Raw genomic sequence first — 15,697 nt, forward strand, 5'->3', positions numbered from 1 at the left:
TAGTTAAAACTGCGCAAAGATAGGTCTTATAGTGATGCAAAGCAAATAGTTTCCACTTTTTTCTTGCCCTGAAACGGATAGAAACTTATCTGTAATTCTTATTCCTTGCTATTTTCCGAAATAAGAAGCAGCTTGTCACCGGCATGAAGTTTTAATGTTCCGTTCGGAATGAGGTACTCATCGCCACGTTTTACAATCATCACCAGTGTGCCTTTGGGCAGGTTCATGTCTTTCAGGGTGTCTGCCTGCTCCAGCATTTCTTGTGTAATGGTCATGTCGTGCAGGTTGGAGTCAATCTCTTCGGGCAGTTCAACTCCGAAATCATTTCCGGTCTTTTCCAGCGGGGTGGAGAGGCCAAGCAGCCGGGCTACCCAGGAGACTGTGGTACCCTGGATGACCAGTGAGACGATGGTTATGAAAAATACGATGTTGAAGATGACATGGGCACCGGGCACATTAGCCACCACGGGATAGGTGGCAAAGATAATGGGTACTGCGCCACGTAATCCTACCCACGATACGAATAGCCGTGACTTGAGGGTGATTCTCTTGCCAAAAGGCAGCAGGCAAAGAAAAACGCTGAGAGGACGTCCCACGACAATCATGAATACGCCGATGAGCAATGCCACGACTGCAACTTCCAGCATCTCATGGGGGTTGACAAGCAGACCGAGGCAGAGGAACATGATGATTTGGAAAAGCCAGGTCAGTCCGTCCATAAAAGTATAAATCTCTTTCCGGTGCATGATTTTGTTATTGCCTACCATCATTCCGGCGATATACACGGCCAGGTAACCGTTGCCTTTCAGCAGGTCGGTGATGGAGAAGGTGAAGAATACAAAGGACAGCAACAGGATAGGATAGAGTGCCTGGTTGTCTATATTCAGCCGGTTCAGCATAAGGATGGCCAGCTTTCCGAGGAAATAACCGGTTGCGGCACCGACAATGAACTGTATGGCAAAAGAGCCCAATATCTGGGGAACTCCCATTCCGGAGGACTGGATGAATTGAATCAGCACGATTGTCAGCATATATGCCATCGGGTCGTTACTACCGCTTTCCAGTTCCAGCATGGGGCGCAGATTATGCTTCAGGTTCATTTTTTGTGAACGCAGAATGGCGAATACAGAGGCTGAGTCGGTAGATGACATGGTGGATGCAAGCAAAAGGGAGGTTATCAACGGCAGGTGGATGTTGGTCCAGCTCATGCCGGACAGCCACCAGATAAATAATCCGGTAAAGAGGGCCGTGAGCAGCACTCCTGCAGTTGACAAAACAATGCCGGGAGTCAATATGGGCTTTATCTCCGTAAACTTGGTGTCCATGCCACCGGAGAACAGAATGATGCTGAGTGCAACCATGCCGATGAACTGTGCTTCCTTGGCGTTGTGGAACTGCAATCCCAATCCGTCACTGCCGAACAGCATACCGACGACAAGGAAAAGCAATAACGCAGGCACTCCGAAACGGTAGCCGGTCTTGCCGACAATGATGCTGACGAAAAGTAATATGGAACCTATAAGTAGTATGTTTCCTGCTGTAAATATCATAAATTCTATGCTATATAGTTTGAAATGTGATGTTTCTTATGTCTAATAGTACAAAGATATGCAATGTGTTTAACAAATACAAATCTAAAATAGTTCAATTGAATTTTAAAATAAAGGTGGTTTCTTTACCAGGCAATAAGGATAAATTTCCGCCGGAAAGCCTCATTATTTGCCGGGAAATACTCAATCCAATACCGCTTCCGCCCTCTTTGGTCGTAAAGAAGGGGATAAATATGTGTTCGGCAATGTCATTGGGAATGGCAGGTCCGTTGTTGGAAATTTCTATCAGTATGGCTTCCGCTTCGTTGCAGTAGGCACGTATGTTGATATGTCCTTCTTTATCTGTATTTTTATCCGATTCGATGGCTTGTATGGCATTTTTCAGTAGGTTGATGACCACTTGTGATACCAGGTTTTCATCGGCATATAGAATAAGGTCGCTTGGCGCGATGTCCGTATGAAAGGTGACCCGGACATCGGGGTGCTGGTGACGGGCGAGTTCGACCATCCGCTCGATAAAGCTTTTTACGTAGAACAAGGATGGTTCGGGGGTGGGAATACGGGTGAATTTCCGGTATGATTCCACAAAAGAGAGCAGGCCCTTGCCTGTACTGCTGATAGTCTGCAGGCCGTTTCTGATTTCTTCTTTGGAAACTTGCGCTTCGGTCAGTCCCAGCAGTGTATCGCTCAGGGAGGTTATGGGAGTGACGGCATTCATTATTTCGTGCGTCAGTACGCGGGTAAGCCTAATCCAGGAATCTATTTCCTTTTCATCCAGCTCGTTGTTGATGTCGTTCAAGGCGAGGATGCGCAGATGTTCTTTACGGACTGTGATGTCGCTGACGCGGACAGACATGTTGACAGTGCCTCGCTCGTTGTTGAAAGGCATTTGCAATTTGTCTCCCGGGCGGCAATTGGCAAGAAGGGACGAAAGACGCGGGTCTACGCGGTTCAGCTGACTGACGTGGGTAAAGACATTGAGGCCCAGCAAACGGAGGGCTTCGCTGTTTTTCTGATATACGGCACCATTGTCGTTCAGGACAAGGATACCGGTATTCACGCAGTCCAGGATGAGTTCGTAGTACTTTTCTTGCTGGGCTGTTTCACTTTTCACATTATAAAGTATATGGGCAACCCGGTTCAATGCACGGTTCACGAGGCGTGCGTCGGCAGTGTTTTCCGTTTCGGAGAAGTGGATGGCATTGTCGTTGTTTTCGATGGCGTCGAGCATGAAAAGCACCTTCCGCACATGATGGCGGTATAGCTTCTGCTGCCAGTACAGGGCTATGGAAAGCAGCGCAGTACAGAGCGCGCCCCAAAATACGTCCACAGTCCACATCACCCCTGCAAGGAGCGCTACTGCCAGACTGACGGCAACGCGGAATGAATAATTAAAGGCCATACTTCTTCATTTTGTTGTACAACGTCTGGCGGGTGATACCCAGCTGTGCGGCGACGGCAGAGAGATTTCCGCTACATTTGTCGAGCGTCTTCCGTATCATCTGCATTTCCATTTCTTCGAGCGTGGATGCGGCTGCTTCGGGAGTGCCGGTTCGCCGTGCCAGCTGGAACAGTTCTGCGGGAAGGGTTTCGTTGTCACAGATAATAATGGCTTTTTCGATGGCATGTTCCAGTTCGCGGATATTGCCGTACCAGGGGTGGAGCGTAAGTTTCTCGCAAGCGCCGTCCGTCAGGCGGACGGGGGGCTTGTCATATTGCTTGCAGAAGCGGGCGATGAAAAGTTCTGCAAGGGGGATGATGTCTTCGGGCCGCTCGCGCAACGAGGGTATCTCAAGATGTATCGTGTTGATGCGGTATAGCAGGTCCTCGCGGAATTCGCCTTTTGCCACCATCTCGGGCAGATTGCGGTTTGTAGCGCAAATCAGCCGTATGTCTACGGGAATGGGAGTGTTGCTGCCTACACGGACAATGCTGCGTCGTTGGATGGCGGTCAGCAGTTTGGCTTGCAGATGGTAGGGGAGATTGCCTATTTCATCGAGAAAGAGGGTGCTGCGGCTGGCTGCTTCGAACTTGCCGGCACGGTCGGCATGGGCATCGGTGAAAGAGCCTTTCATGTGGCCGAACAGTTCGCTCTCGAAAAGGCTTTCGGTGACTGCACCCATATCCACACTTACCATCTCCTGCCGGTTGCGCGGTGAAAGGGAGTGAATTTCGCGTGCCAGCATCTCTTTACCGGTACCGTTCTCGCCCGTAATAAGGATATTGGCATCGGTAGAGGCCACTTTTTCCACCAAAAGGCGGAGCTGCTGCATGGCGGGGCTGTTTCCCCAATACATGTTGCGGGTATCTGCAAACAGGTGGCTGCTTTCTGCCGTACGTCCGGCATTTGGGCCGTTGGCCGGAGATTTTGTTTCAGAAGCTGATACGGCATTCAGTAAGGTTTCCACCAGTTTCTGGTTGTTCCAGGGTTTCACGACGAAGTCTGTGGCTCCTTCCTTGATTCCCCGTACGGCAAGGTCAATGTCGGCATAGGCGGTAAACAGCACTACGGGCAGGGTGGGACATTGCTTCTTTATTTTATGGAGCCAGTATAGTCCCTCGTTGCCGGTGTTGATGCCCGAGGTGAAGTTCATGTCAAGAAGAACCACTTGCCATGACCTTTCCCGCAATACGCTGGGCAGGGTTACGGGAGAGGGAAGTGTGATTATCCCTTCAAAATATGGCTTCAACAAAAGCTGCAAGGCGGTAAGTACGCCTCGGTTATCATCGACAATCAGGATGTTTCCATTTTTTTTTGCCATAAACTATTTCTGTTTTCTGCAGGCAAAGTTAATGATTTATCTGCATTATATTCGGTAAATCTCTCAGTTTTCAAAGTATTAAGATTCTCCTTCTCATTTAGCAAATCCTTATGCCGCTTTATTTTATATTTTTGCTTGCTAAGAATTAATCGTCCGACAGCTGTTGAATTATCGTCCGATAACTGTTGGACGATAATTCAACAGCTGTCGGACGATAATATAACGATTGTGGGACGAATAGATTTAAGTAAAACAGAAATTAGTTTGTAGCAACTTCAGTAAGAGCTCATGGCGGTACTGAAAAAATTTATAGCAGTTGCAGTTTGATGCCAAATGACAAGCTCAGATAATCCTTGGGTTTCAGATACTTGTTGGTGAAGGCGCTGACTACATATAGGTCACATGTACTTATTTCATAGAAGAAAGTGATTTCTTTGGCCGTGAACCGTCGTTGCGGGTCGATGTCGTAAGTGATGCGCTGTCCTAAGAATGCATGGATGCGTACCTTAGAGGAGAAACCATAATATCCTTTAGGGTAGCGTTCCGGTTCATTGACCCAGAATTCATCGCCGAATACCGTGTTCAGATACATGCCGCAAGCCAGCGGTTCTACAGAAAAACGGCTCTGCTTGATTTGCAGGCTCCAGGGAAGGTAGTTCTGCTTGACGGTGAATGTCAGCTTGGTACGTTTGGAGTCATATTTGGGCAATACTCCGAAGAATACGTCTGTTTCCCATTGGTTTCTTCTGCCGTAATCCCATCCGGTACCGAATGACAGCAACCCCATATTGCCGGCAAACTGAATTTTGGTGTGCGTCGGAATCAAGGCCTCCCAATGCCTGCGGTAGCGGTGTACGCGGCGGTCATAACGGTTCTCTCTGGTCTGGCTTTCAATGACGGCATCCGGTTGCAGGTCCATCCATACGGTATCGTGTTCTATGATGAAGATGGTATCTCTCTCTTGTGAAAAAGCAGAAAAAGAGCATACCGACAAGAAGACGACGGCGCATGCCAGGTGATTAATAATATGCCACTTCGCGTTCATATCCGTCGGGGGTTATGGTGAATATATAGTAATTGCGGTTCTTCATGCAGTCGCTCATGTAATACATTATCCCATCTTCAAAGAGGTCTTTCTCGAAGCGATGGTGTTCGTGTGCGGATGTACAGAACTGCAGTCCGGGAAATTCCTTGATGTAACGCTGGAATACGTGTGCCACATTATTGTTGAACTCGTTGCAGAACGGGCGTATATGCATGGACACAACGGTTTTATCGAATTCCTCTTCATGGTCGCGTATCTGTGCGGCAAGAAACTCGAAGTCGGGAATGGGGCGGGAGTAGTCGAATTCGATGGCGTTGGTATTCAGGCAGACAAACTTTACCCGTCCTGCAATGAAGGAGAAATTGGGGTCTCCGAATATTGCACGATAAGTCTCTTCGCCCGTGCCCAGGCAGTCGTGATTGCCGAGAAGTACCACATAGGGTATCTTGAGTTTGTTCATAATGTCCCGTTGCCAAAGGAACTCGTCTGTTACACCGAAGTCACTGACGTCTCCGCCATGAATGACGAAATCTATGTCGTCCCGCTTGTTGAGGTGGCTTACAAAGTCGTCGGTCTCGTCATACCAGCGCTGGGAATCACCCATTGTTACGAACCGGATTGTTGTCTTGTTCTGGCAGTTCTGCTCTATTTGGGCAATGTTGTGGGCATTGACATCGGTTTCACCGCTGATGTGTACATCGTAAGGGTGATAATCTATCATGTCGCAGCCGGCTATAAGCAGGCATAGGAATGAAGGATATAAGAGTTTGGGGAATTTCATGTGCAGGTGCTTCATTTTACGTTTATACTCTATCTTTAGAAAACTGTGGGCAAAGGTAAAGTTTTTATTCTTATGGATTCTTTTCTAATTTCCCTTTTTTTTGTTCTATGAGGCTGAACAGAGATTCGGCCTCTGTCTAATTTTTAGACGGGAGTGTCTAAAAATTAGACACTTTTTTCTTCTTTAATTATGAGATGTATGCTGATAATCAGGTTTGTGCATTCTTTGGCACGCTTTCTGCAATATAGAAAGCAAGAAAATATATCTAATAAACGATAAACGGAATGAAACAAATCTATTATGTAATTCAGACTTTGCTGCGGGGACGTGGTTCGAATATCATCAAGGTCATTTCTTTGGGATTGGGATTGACGATGAGTATTCTGCTTTTCTCCCGCGTGGCATATGAACAGAGTTTTGACACTTGCTTCAAGGATTATGATAACTTGTATCAGGTATGGTCGATATTCTCGGTGAAAGGAGAGAAGTTTGAGCCTCAGGAGTGGAATTGCGGTCCCGTGGCAGGAGCTATTTTGGAGAATTTCCCCAAAGAGGTGGAGTCGGCAGTAAGTTTGAGCACGTCTATGGTATCTGCTCCTCTTTACAATGGAAGCGTGCGTCTTGATGACAGGAAGATTGCAGCCGATTCGCTGTTCTTTCGTACTATGGGCATCGACGTCCTGAACGGGAATCCCGAAAAGGACTTGGTGCAGAAGGATATTATTTTCTTGAGTGAACGCTTTGCAAGGAAAGTGTTCGGTGAGGAGAATCCCATAGGGAAAACGCTTAATTATGACCATCAGTTTGACCTGACGGTGAAGGGAATCTATGCCAATTTGCCTGAGAACGCCACAATCAATCCGGAAGCGGTTATCTCGATGCCTACCTTGTGGAGCCGCAACTGGAATAACTACTCGTGGAGCGGGGGAGACAGTTGGGTAGAGTTTATCCGTTTTCGTCCCGGTGCCGACAAATCTGTTGTCAATGCGCGTATTGATGCCATGATAGACAAATATCGCCCGGCAGAAGATAAGAAAGAGTACGGTTACACGGCTTTTGTGCAGCCCATCCGTGATACATACCGCAATTATGATGATGTGCAGCGGATGCGTGTCATTATGAGCATTCTTGGTTTTGCCATTCTTTTCATTGCGGCGTTGAACTATGTGCTGATTTCCATTTCCTCTTTGAGCTACCGCGCCAAGTCGGTAGGCGTACATAAATGCAGCGGTGCGAGCGGTGGCACGGTTTTCAGCATGTTTTTGCTGGAAACAGGTATCATCATTGCGGCAGCATTGCTGCTGATGGCGTTGATAATGCTCAACTTCCGCGATTTTGTGGAAGACACGGTCGTTGTAAAGCTCTCCACCTTGTTGGCTCCGGAGCGTATCTGGGTACCGTTGTCGGTAGTGCTTCTGCTGTTTATAGTGGGAGGCGTGTTGCCGGGCCGGCTCTTTGCGCGTATTCCCGTATCGCAGGTGTTCCGCCGCTATACCGAGGGGAAAAAGGGCTGGAAGCGTCCGTTGCTGTTTGTGCAGTTTGCAGGCGTGGCATTCATCAGTGGATTGATGTGTGTGGTGATGTCGCAATATCAGTATGTACTGAAAAAGGATATGGGGTATAATCCCAAGCAGATAGCCATAGGTAATGCCTACTGGGATAATGAAGCGACGCGTGACGCGGCTTATCAGTTCTTCAAGGGATTGCCCTACGTGGAAGCGGTGTCCAGCGCCAACAGCACACCCATTAGCGGATATAGCGGTTCGATGATTCATAGTGAGAGCGGGCAGGCACTTTTCTCTTGCCGTTCTTCTTATTTCATGCGCGAGGATTTTCCTGCTTTGATGGGCATGACTATGAAGACGGGACGTATGGCGCGCGATAAAGAGGAAGTCGTGGTGAACGAGACCTTTGCCGAGATGATGCGTTGGGGAGACGACGTCGTAGGCCGTACGGTATATACCGAAGGGAATACATTCAAGGTCGTAGGGCAGTTGAAGGATTTCCAGATAGAGAGTTTCAGAACCGAGAAGATGCCTTTCATAGCCCGTGGGAACAAGAATTTTTATGGAACGGTACATGTTCGTTTGAAAGAACCCTTTACCGAAAATCTGCAGAAGTTGAACCACGATGTAGCCGAGGCTTTCCATGACCAGACCATTGACTTTACCGGTTATGAGAAAAGGATAGAGAACAGCTATAATTCTGTCCGTGTATTCCGCAATGCCACTTTGATGGCGGCAGTGACCATGTTCTTCATTATGCTGATGGGGCTGATTGGGTATACCACCGACGAGGTGCGCCGCCGCAGTAAGGAGATTGCCATCCGTAAAGTGAACGGGGCAGAGGCTTCCGGTATCTTGGAAATGCTGTCGAGGGATATACTTGTGGTGGCGGCTCCGGCAGTTGTCATCGGTACGGTATTGGCATGGTATGTCAACGGAATGTGGATGGAACAGTTTGCGGAGCGTATTCACATCAGTTGGGCAGTATACGTACTGGTAGTGATGGCCAATTTGGTGATTATCGTAGCCTGCGTACTTTGGAAGTCCTGGCGGATAGCGAACGAGAATCCGGTGAATAGTATTAAGAGCGAATAAAACAATATTAAAACATTAAATATCATGATTGAGATTAACAACATCAGCAAAGTATTCCGTACTTCGGAAGTAGAGACGGTAGCATTGAATCACGTAAACCTCGATGTAAAGGAGGGAGAGTTTGTAGCCATTATGGGGCCGTCCGGTTGCGGCAAATCCACCTTGCTGAATATTCTGGGACTGCTGGACAATCCTACTGAGGGCAGTTACAAGCTACTCGGCCAGGAAGTGGCGGACTTGAAAGAAAAGGAACGTACACGCGTACGTAAGGGGAAACTGGGATTCGTGTTCCAGAGCTTCAACCTGATAGACGAACTGAACGTCTACGAGAATGTGGAACTTCCCCTTACGTACCTCGGCGTGAAGGCAAGTGAGCGCAAACGCATGGTAGAGGATATTCTGAAGCGGATGAACATCAGCCACCGTGCCAAACACTTCCCGCAACAGCTTTCCGGCGGTCAGCAGCAGCGTGTGGCGATAGCCCGTGCGGTCGTAACCAATCCCAAGCTGATACTCGCCGATGAGCCTACCGGTAACTTGGACTCCAAGAACGGAGCTGAGGTGATGAATCTGTTGACAGAACTGAATAAAGAGGGTACTACGATTATTATGGTGACCCACAGCCAGCACGACGCCTCGTTTGCACACCGCACGATACATCTTTTCGACGGTAGTGTGGTGGCAAGTGTGGCAGCGCAGGATTTGTAACAGACTTTTAAAACAACTTCCATGAGACAACTATATTACACTCTTCAGACACTGATACGAGGAAAAGGCTCCAACCTCATCAAGATTATTTCCTTGGGACTGGGGTTGGCAGTCAGTATCCTCATTTTTTCCCGTCAGGCATTCGAGCTCAATTATGATACCTGCTACAAGGACCATGAACGTTTGTGTCTTGTCAAAACAGTATGGTATTACAACAACGAGTATCATCCTTCGCATATAACTCTTGGACCGGTGGCTGGTACCATTGCCGAAAACCTGCCTGACGAGGTGGAGAGTGTTACCGTCACCCAGCAATGGTGGAGCAATTCGGCTTGGTTTGCCAATGAACGCCGTTTCCAGACCAATGCCATGACGGCCGATTCTTGTTTCTTTGCCACTATGGGCATTGATGTTGTCAGTGGAGACCCTCGCGAGCTGAATAATCCGGAGGTGGTCTTCATCAGCAGGGAGCTGGCCGGCAGCATGTTTGCCGATAAGAATCCCATCGGGCAGACGGTGGTCTATAACAAACAGATGCCAATGACCGTGAAGGGCATTTTTGAAGATTTTCCCGAAAACTCCAGTTTCTATGGAAGTGGTGTCGTGATGTCTCTGGCTACCTCCTTCAAGCATCATTGGGGATACTGGGGGTGGGGAGGTGGAGACAGCTATATGTCCTTTGTCCGTCTGCGCCCGGGGGTGCAATTGGACGATGTGAACACCCGAATAGAGAAACTTGCCGAGCAGGTGCGCAAGAGCGATGATGTGTTTATCAGTCTGGTTCCGATAAAGGACTACCGTATGGAATTTGGTATCAGTACCATGCGTATGGTATGGATTCTGTTGACGCTGGGAACCGCCATACTTTTTATTGTGGCGATGAATTATGTGCTTATTTCCATCTCAGCCATGAACCGTCGTGCCAAAGCTATAGGCGTACATAAATGTAGTGGGGCAAATACGGGAACTATTTTCGGTATGTTCTTATGGGAGACCGGAGTCATCATGCTTTCTTCCTTGCTGCTCGTAGCGCTGCTTCTATTTAATTTCCGTGAGCCGTTGGAGGACATGCTCGACGTTAGTCTTGCCGGTCTTTTCTCTTGGGAAAACATTTGGGCACCGCTTTCAGTGATAGTCATTTTGTTTATGATAGGCGGCATGTTGCCCGGGCAGCTTTTTGCCCGCATTCCGGTGACGCAGGTTTTCCGCCGGTACACCGAAGGCAAGAAAGGCTGGAAACGTCCGCTCTTGTTTGTGCAGTTTGCCGGTACCTCTTTTATTTTCGGCTTGTTGGGGCTGGTGCTTATGCAGAGCCATTACATCACCAATAAAGAACGTGGATTCGATTACCACCGGGTGGCTTATGCTTCGGGCGTATCCTTTGACTCGGATGCGGAAAGCGATGCAAATCGTAGTGTGATGCTTTCTTTGCCTTATGTGGAAGATGGAGCTTGTAGCGGTAATCTTCTTACAGACGGATTGAGCGGAGAAGGGGTTACGACTGATAACGGGCAGTGGATGAGCATGCGTTGGGTGGAATTTGGCAAGGACTATGCCCCGTTTATGAAGTTGGAATTTGCGGAAGGCAAGAATATGGATGCCCCTGGGCAGATATTGGTCAATGAAACATTTTTGAAAATGATGCATTGGGAAGATAAACCGATAGGCAGGCAAGTGCGCAACGGCGATCGCATAGCGGGCAATATTGTAGGTGTACTGAAAGACTTTGCTACATCCAATGCCGCTTATGTGGCGGTGCAACCTATGTATGCAACTTATCTTGACCGATTTTCCGGAAACATCCAATTACGTCTGAAAGAGCCTTTTGACGATAACCTCAAGCGTTTGAACGAAGACATGGAAAAGCTGTTTCCCACCCGTGACATTGTATTTTCCTCGTTCCAAAAGGTCATTGACGACCAGAACAGTACCGTCACGGATTTCCGTAATGCAGCTTTACTGGCTGCCATAACCATCCTTTTTGTTACGTTAATGGGGTTGATTGGCTACATCAATGACGAGATACAACGCCGCAGCAAGGAAATTGCCATCCGTAAAGTGAATGGTGCGGAAGCGTCATCCATTCTCCGGCTTTTCTCGAAGGATATATTCTGGATATCCTTGCCGGCCGTTTTTCTTGGAGGGCTGGGAGCCTGGTATATAGGCGGTGTCTGGATAGAGCAGTTTGTGGAGGGAGTGGATTTTGGTATCTGCGGATTCTTGCTTATTGCATGCATTGTACTATTGCTCATCATCGGTTGTGTAGTATTCAAGGCATGGCGGATTGCCAATGAGAATCCGGTAGACAGTATCAAGAGTGAATAAAGAATAACTTCAGGAAATTATGAGGCGGCACATTTATTATACATTACAAAGCTTGTTGCACAAGCAAGGTTCCAATGCCATTAAGATTGTATCTTTGGCATTGGGACTGCTGATGTCTGTATTTCTATTTGCACGGATTGCATTCGAGTTGAGTTTTGATAACTTTTATCATGATTCGGATAACCTTTATATTGTGAAGACGGGTTGGTTGAAAAATGGAGTGTTGGAAGGTAACGAAAGTCGCTTTACCATCATTCCGATTCCGGCTGCCATTGCCGAAGAGTTTCCGGAACAAGTGGAAAGTAGCACAGTGAGCTGTTCTCTTTTTGATAATAGTTTCCAGTTGGGTGAGCGCCAATTAGATATGTCCACGGTGATGGCAGATACACTTTATTTTTCTGTACTCGGTTTGGAGATGATAGAAGGCAATCCACAGGATTTGGCGGGTCCGGATGTCGTATTCCTTTCTGCCAAGTCAGCAAAGGAGGCCTTCGGTGACGAAAATCCGATAGGGAAAACACTGCGTTATGATTTTTGGGGATATCAGACTACACTGCTCGTGAAGGGTATCTTTGCCGATATTCCGTTGAACACTTCTTTGGAGAGGCGTCCAGAGGCAATCATTTCCTTTCCTACTATAGGGCGGCATCTGAAGTGGAACCTAGGTTGGCAAAGCGGCGGAAACTACGACGGTTATCTCAGGCTGCGCAGCCCGCAGGATGCTGATTGGCTGAATGAGCGTATGTCCATAGCTATTGCCCGTCATATTCCACCGGAAAGTGGTTTAGAATTGAGCGTACGTATTGTCCCTATCCATAATCTGCATGTCGAGACTCCTCAAGTACGGAAGATGATTTGGATTATGTTCTTCCTGGGTATCGTGCTGCTTTTTACGACCGCATTGAATTATGTACTCGTTTCCGTGGCTTCGCTGACACAGCGTGCCAAGGCCATCGGTGTACACAAATGCAGCGGTGCTTCGGGAAGTAGCATCTTTTCCATGTTCATGGTAGAGACTGCTATAGTAGTAGGGCTTGCCTTGCTGCTCATTGGACTGCTGGTGTATATTTTCCACGAAAAAATGGAAGAATTGGCAGCTGTACCTCTCAGTGCTCTTTTTGACTGGCAGAATCTTTGGGCACCATTGTCGGTGATACTGTTACTGTTTATTTTAGGTGGTTGCCTGCCTGCCATGCTTTTCGCTCGTATTCCGGTGACACAAGTGTTCCGCCGCTACACTTCCGGGCGTCGTGGCTGGAAACGGGTACTGCTTTTTGTTCAGTTCATCGGAGCGGCATTCATTCTGGGGATGATGCTGATGGTCGTTTCACAGTACAGTTATGTAACGACGCGTGACCGTGGTTGGCGTCTTGAACGTGTGGTATATACCACCCAGCGGGAAGTGGATGGCAATAGCCTGCGTAGTCTTGTCGGCAGTTTGCCTTATGTGGAAGGGGTTGCTTCGGCAGAACGCCCTATATTGTGGTTCGGTTCTAACCAGCCAATTCTTGACAATCAGGGTAACGAGCTTTTCTATCCTCGTAATACTTGGTTCGACAGTGATTTTCTTCCTTTCATTGGTCTGAGACTGAAAGAGGGGCATAACTTGACGGGAGAAGGTCAGTTGCTTGTCAACAGTGTCTTTTGTGAGAAGATGAATTGGACAGACAGCCCCATAGGCAAGCGGGTGAATGATTATGGCACTGTTGTCGGGCTGTTAGACAGTTTCAGTTTTGCCGATATGCCCAACGATAATTTGCCGGTGATGGTGGAATGGACGGGGAAGACAGCTGCCACCCTGCATGTTCGCCTCAAAGAGCCATTGGATGAAAATCTCGCCCGCCTCAATGAAGAGATGCATCGGATTTATCCTCAGAAAAGCCTCGTATTCCGTTCGGTGGAGCAGGAAATGCGCAGTTATGCCGAGTCTGTACGGGTATTTCGTGATGTCACCCTGCTGGTTTCATTGACCATACTCTTTATCATTCTGATGGGACTGATAGGCTATGTGAATGATGAAATCCGCCTGCGTTCAAAAGAGATTGCCATTCGTAAAGTGAATGGAGCGGAGACGGAAAGTATTTTGCTGTTATTGTCAAGAGATGTGCTTTGGCTGGCCATTCCGTCTGTCGCCATAGGTATTGGGGGAGCATGCCGGGCCGGAAAGCTTTGGGCGAGCCAGTTCTCTGATGTTGTGCCATTCCCTATAGGCGGATATATTCTTGTAGGTTGTCTGTTGCTGTTGTTTATCGTTGCTACCGTGGTATTGAAGGCATGGTGCATTGCCAATGAAAATCCGGTAAAGAGCATCAAGAGCGAATAAAGTTGCCGCAACATACATCATGCGTTTGGGGTAGACAGACCATCTGTTTGGGGCGAATAGATGATGTGTTTGGGCTGAATGAATGATATATTTTCGAACAATTTGTTTGTTATAACATAAAATGCAATATTTGCAGTAGAATAAATCACTTTCACCTCGCTTTTTCGGTAATTCCTGTGGGTAATCTTTTTACATATATCCACAATGCCACCGCTGCCGTTACAAAAGCAAAGAAGTCCGATACCGGCATACATATCCAGATGCCGTCCAGCCCAAAGTAATGCGGGAATATCAGTAGTCCCGGCAACAGATACAGTAATTGGCGTGTCAGCGACAAGAAGATACTGATTTTCGCCTTCCCGATGCTTTGGAAGAAATTGCCGATGACAATCTGTGCACCTACCAGCGGGAATATGGCTACGGCAATGCGTACGCCTCTGGAAGCAATATCTATCAACTCTTCATCACTGGTAAAGATGGCAGATATGGCATGGGGGAACAATTCGCAGATAAGGAAGCCGGTACTGGTGATACATACTCCGGCAATGATGGTCAGGCGCAGGGTAGCCTTCACACGGTCGTGCTTTTGCGCACCGAAGTTATAGCCTACAATCGGTTGCATTCCCATCGTCAGCCCCAATACAATCATTACATAGAGTACCAGCAGTCGGTTGATAATGCCATATGCCCCGATGGCCATATCTCCTCCGTACTGTTGAAGGCTGTTGTTTACGATAATCACAATGACACATGCCGTGACGTTCATCAGGAACGGTGACATACCGATGGATAATATACTGCTGATGATGCGTTTCTTCATCTTCCAGAACCCCCGTTGCAGACGTACCACACTTGTCTTTTGCAGGAAATGGCTCACTACCCACACCATGCCGATGAACTGCGAGATGACCGTTGCCGTTGCAGCTCCCCGTATTCCCCAGTCAAATTGGAAGATGAAAATGGGAGCGAGGATTATGTTGCAGACTACCGTTACCATAGACGTGAGCATTGCTTTCTTGGGATATCCCGTGGCACGCATGATATTGTTTAGGCCAATCATGGTATAAGTGACGGGGGTACCCAGTAATATCACCTGCATAAAGTCGCGGGCATATGGCAACGTATCATTGCTGGCACCGAAGAAGCGCAGAATATCATCCAGAAAGATGAATGAAACACTGCCGAATATGAATGCGTTGACCAGGCAGAACATCAGTGTGTTTCCCAATACTTCCGTTGCTCCGTCCAGGTCTTTCTGCCCCAGACGGATGGACGAAATGGTGGAACCGCCTGCCGATACCATCGTACAGAAAGCCACGACCAGATTCATCAGAGGGAAAGTAATGGCGAGTCCGGCAATGCCCATAGGACCTACGCCATGACCGATGAAAATGCTGTCGATGATGTTGTACAACGAAGTAATCGTCATGCCTATAATGGCCGGAATGGAGTACTGCACAAGCAGTTTGCCAATACGTTCGGTTCCTAATATATGCGCGTTGTTCATTTGATATGAGTCAATTAAGGAGCACAAAGGTAAGAAATATTTGTTTGATTCGCAGATTATTCCCACCTTTGTACACTATAATGTTTTGGTATTAAC

General features: G+C 47.8%; 10 protein-coding genes. 4 read left to right on the forward strand and 6 right to left on the reverse strand.

The genetic code is table 11. From position 1 onward, the window contains the following. Positions 1-98: 98 nt before the first annotated feature. The 5 genes from DW896_RS04370 to DW896_RS04390 all read right to left on the reverse strand — a co-directional run bounded on the left by DW896_RS04370 (position 99) and on the right by DW896_RS04390 (position 6,138). Complete coding sequence (locus DW896_RS04370) at positions 99-1,550, reverse strand: potassium/proton antiporter (RefSeq protein WP_005827676.1); 1,452 nt, start codon at positions 1,548-1,550, stop codon at positions 99-101. Between the two features lie 94 nt (positions 1,551-1,644). Next, positions 1,645-2,952: a PAS domain-containing sensor histidine kinase gene (locus DW896_RS04375; protein ID WP_119992908.1), complete on the reverse strand. Its 1,308-nt coding sequence runs from the start codon at positions 2,950-2,952 to the stop codon at positions 1,645-1,647. Further along, on the reverse strand, positions 2,942-4,312 hold the full coding sequence (locus DW896_RS04380; RefSeq protein WP_057097888.1) for a sigma-54 dependent transcriptional regulator: 1,371 nt from the start codon (positions 4,310-4,312) through the stop codon (positions 2,942-2,944). The genes DW896_RS04375 and DW896_RS04380 overlap by 11 nt, the downstream gene beginning before the upstream one ends. A gap of 307 nt (positions 4,313-4,619) precedes the next feature. Beyond that, positions 4,620-5,357: a hypothetical protein gene (locus tag DW896_RS04385; protein ID WP_005827685.1), complete on the reverse strand. Its 738-nt coding sequence runs from the start codon at positions 5,355-5,357 to the stop codon at positions 4,620-4,622. After that, positions 5,332-6,138 carry a metallophosphoesterase gene (locus DW896_RS04390; RefSeq protein ID WP_008664467.1) on the reverse strand — a complete coding sequence of 269 codons (807 nt, stop codon included), beginning with the start codon at positions 6,136-6,138 and terminating at the stop codon, positions 5,332-5,334. Before DW896_RS04390 ends, DW896_RS04385 begins: the two co-directional genes overlap by 26 nt. Before the next feature lie 284 nt (positions 6,139-6,422). Here DW896_RS04390 and DW896_RS04395 point away from each other — a divergent pair, with 284 nt between their 5' ends. From DW896_RS04395 to DW896_RS04410, 4 genes are read left to right on the forward strand one after another with little or no spacing between them, the layout of a single operon-like run. Next, entirely contained in the window at positions 6,423-8,738 is a 2,316-nt protein-coding gene (locus DW896_RS04395) for an ABC transporter permease (RefSeq protein ID WP_035448587.1), read from the forward strand. 24 nt (positions 8,739-8,762) lie between these two features. Continuing rightward, positions 8,763-9,446 carry an ABC transporter ATP-binding protein gene (locus tag DW896_RS04400; protein ID WP_057097889.1) on the forward strand — a complete coding sequence of 228 codons (684 nt, stop codon included), beginning with the start codon at positions 8,763-8,765 and terminating at the stop codon, positions 9,444-9,446. Positions 9,447-9,467: 21 nt separating this feature from the next. After that, the gene (locus DW896_RS04405; RefSeq protein ID WP_008664474.1) at positions 9,468-11,771 is read left to right on the forward strand and encodes an ABC transporter permease; all 2,304 of its coding nucleotides are present in this window, start codon (positions 9,468-9,470) and stop codon (positions 11,769-11,771) included. 19 nt (positions 11,772-11,790) lie between these two features. Continuing rightward, a complete protein-coding gene (locus DW896_RS04410) occupies positions 11,791-14,094 on the forward strand; it encodes an ABC transporter permease (protein ID WP_117688998.1) in 2,304 nt (767 codons plus the stop codon). A gap of 151 nt (positions 14,095-14,245) precedes the next feature. Here DW896_RS04410 and DW896_RS04420 read toward each other — a convergent pair whose 3' ends face one another. After that, entirely contained in the window at positions 14,246-15,601 is a 1,356-nt protein-coding gene (locus DW896_RS04420) for an MATE family efflux transporter (RefSeq protein ID WP_005827703.1), read from the reverse strand. Positions 15,602-15,697 lie beyond the last annotated feature (96 nt).

Origin of the sequence: Bacteroides sp. AM41-16 (genome assembly GCF_003603495.1) — a bacterium.
GTDB classification, from domain to species: Bacteria; Bacteroidota; Bacteroidia; order Bacteroidales; family Bacteroidaceae; genus Bacteroides; species Bacteroides uniformis.

Excerpts from the sequence above, each read along its gene's own strand:
- DW896_RS04370 (WP_005827676.1), bottom strand. The coding sequence starts at position 1,550 with ATGATATTTACAGCAGGAAACATACTACTTATAGGTTCCATATTACTT.
- DW896_RS04375 (WP_119992908.1), bottom strand. The coding sequence starts at position 2,952 with ATGGCCTTTAATTATTCATTCCGCGTTGCCGTCAGTCTGGCAGTAGCG.
- DW896_RS04380 (WP_057097888.1), bottom strand. The coding sequence starts at position 4,312 with ATGGCAAAAAAAAATGGAAACATCCTGATTGTCGATGATAACCGAGGC.
- DW896_RS04385 (WP_005827685.1), bottom strand. The coding sequence starts at position 5,357 with ATGAACGCGAAGTGGCATATTATTAATCACCTGGCATGCGCCGTCGTC.
- DW896_RS04390 (WP_008664467.1), bottom strand. The coding sequence starts at position 6,138 with ATGAAATTCCCCAAACTCTTATATCCTTCATTCCTATGCCTGCTTATA.
- DW896_RS04395 (WP_035448587.1), top strand. The coding sequence starts at position 6,423 with ATGAAACAAATCTATTATGTAATTCAGACTTTGCTGCGGGGACGTGGT.
- DW896_RS04400 (WP_057097889.1), top strand. The coding sequence starts at position 8,763 with ATGATTGAGATTAACAACATCAGCAAAGTATTCCGTACTTCGGAAGTA.
- DW896_RS04405 (WP_008664474.1), top strand. The coding sequence starts at position 9,468 with ATGAGACAACTATATTACACTCTTCAGACACTGATACGAGGAAAAGGC.
- DW896_RS04410 (WP_117688998.1), top strand. The coding sequence starts at position 11,791 with ATGAGGCGGCACATTTATTATACATTACAAAGCTTGTTGCACAAGCAA.
- DW896_RS04420 (WP_005827703.1), bottom strand. The coding sequence starts at position 15,601 with ATGAACAACGCGCATATATTAGGAACCGAACGTATTGGCAAACTGCTT.